The organism is Mesorhizobium sp. M7A.F.Ca.US.014.04.1.1, assembly GCF_003998745.1.
Taxonomy (GTDB): Bacteria; Pseudomonadota; Alphaproteobacteria; order Rhizobiales; family Rhizobiaceae; genus Mesorhizobium; species Mesorhizobium ciceri.
Genome location: NZ_RZRW01000937.1, coordinates 1 through 1,486, shown reverse-complemented (window position 1 = coordinate 1,486; position 1,486 = coordinate 1). Strand labels below are relative to the sequence as shown.

The window sequence follows — 1,486 nt, the reverse complement described above, 5'->3', positions numbered from 1 at the left end:
GTGGGAGATCATCATGCAAGGCGCAGGCAACGACATCACCAGGCAAATGACCTTTCTGCTACGTGCCCGCGTCACTTATCTGCGCACCATCACCACCCGCGTCGCATCGGCTGAACGACGTAGGAACACGATGGCTTTGCTCAACGGCATTTTCGACGCGTTGCGCGCGCGCGATGCCGACCTCGCCGAAAAGCTCACGCGCGAGTATGTTGAAAGGTCCGCGGCTTTCGCGCTGTCGCTGCTGCGCGACTCTGGGCAGAAACCCAAATCCTCACCACGCAAGCAAAAGATCGACAAATGAACTACGTCAGGCTCGGCAAGAGCAATTTGAAAGTATCCCGGTTATGCCTCGGCGCGATGGGATTCGGATCCGCGCGATGGCGGGCCTGGGTGCTCGATGCGAAGGCGTCGGCTCCGATCCTTGCGCGCTCCCTCGACCACGGCATCAATTTCTTCGATACGTGCGACTTCTATTCTGCTGGCGAGAGCGAGCGCATTCTGGGCCAGATACTCGTTTCCCAGCAGCCGCGCGACAGCTTCGTCATCGCCACCAAGGCGGGCAACCCGATGGCTTCGCACTGCAATGGCCGCGGCTACTCCAGGAAGCATCTGTTCAAGGCAATCGATGATTCATTGGTCCGCCTTGGAACCGATCACGTGGATCTCTTCCAGACACATATCTGGGACAAGGATACAGATCTCGACGAACTGGTCGAAGCCATGGCGGACATCGTGCGCGCCGGAAAGGCGCTCTATGTCGGGGTCACGACGATGCCCGGCTGGACACTCGCAAAATGCCGTGCGGCTGCCAGCGCACGTGACCTTCCGGCGTTCATCTCGATGCAATGCGAATACAACCCCGCTCACCGGGAGTGCGAGCGGGAACTGCTTCCCTATTGCAGTCACGATGAGGTTGCCCTGATACCGTTCAGCCCCATCGCACGCGGCTTCCTTGCCGCGGACCGTCGCGATCCCGGCCAGCAGACGGCGCGCACGAAAAGCGACGACTATACGCAGAAATATTACTACCGCGAGGGCGACCACGCCGTACGCGAAGCCGTCGCTGCCGTTGCCGCTGATATCGGAAAGACACCGGCCCAGGTGGCTCTCGCTTGGACATTGGCGCGCCCCGGCATAGCCGCGCCCATCTTTGGAGCAACCTCGATAGAGCATGTCGACGAGGCCGTCGCGGCATTGGACATAGCGCTTGCCGCCGAACAGATTGACTGCATCGACCGGGCCTACGAGCCACGGCCGCTGAACGCCTCAGGCCACTGAGTGAGCACAATGCCTTGCGGTAAGGTGATATGCTTGTGAAATTGCACTCGTCCACGCACCTTTCAAAGGATCAAAGTCGCCGTGTATGACCTGCGAGTCCATGTTGCGCCGCGGCTGTATACGCAGGTGGCCGATATCATCCGCAACGCCATCGTCGTCGGAGAACTGGCGCCGGGAGAGCGGCTGGTGGAGCGCACACTTTGCGAGC

The 1,486-nt window shown here is 60.4% G+C and carries 2 protein-coding genes; both read left to right on the top strand.

Annotated features, from left to right (window positions below; genetic code table 11):
- Positions 1–301, top strand: a 301-nt coding sequence (locus EOA22_RS33300; RefSeq protein WP_127390596.1) for an FCD domain-containing protein, incomplete at its 5' end; no start/stop codon positions are given.
- Positions 298–1,278, top strand: coding sequence for an aldo/keto reductase (locus EOA22_RS33295; protein WP_063170546.1), 981 nt, complete (start codon positions 298–300; stop codon positions 1,276–1,278). The genes EOA22_RS33300 and EOA22_RS33295, both read left to right, overlap by 4 nt.
- Positions 1,279–1,486: the final 208 nt, after the last annotated feature.

Excerpts from the sequence above, each read along its gene's own strand:
- EOA22_RS33295 (WP_063170546.1), top strand. The coding sequence starts at position 298 with ATGAACTACGTCAGGCTCGGCAAGAGCAATTTGAAAGTATCCCGGTTA.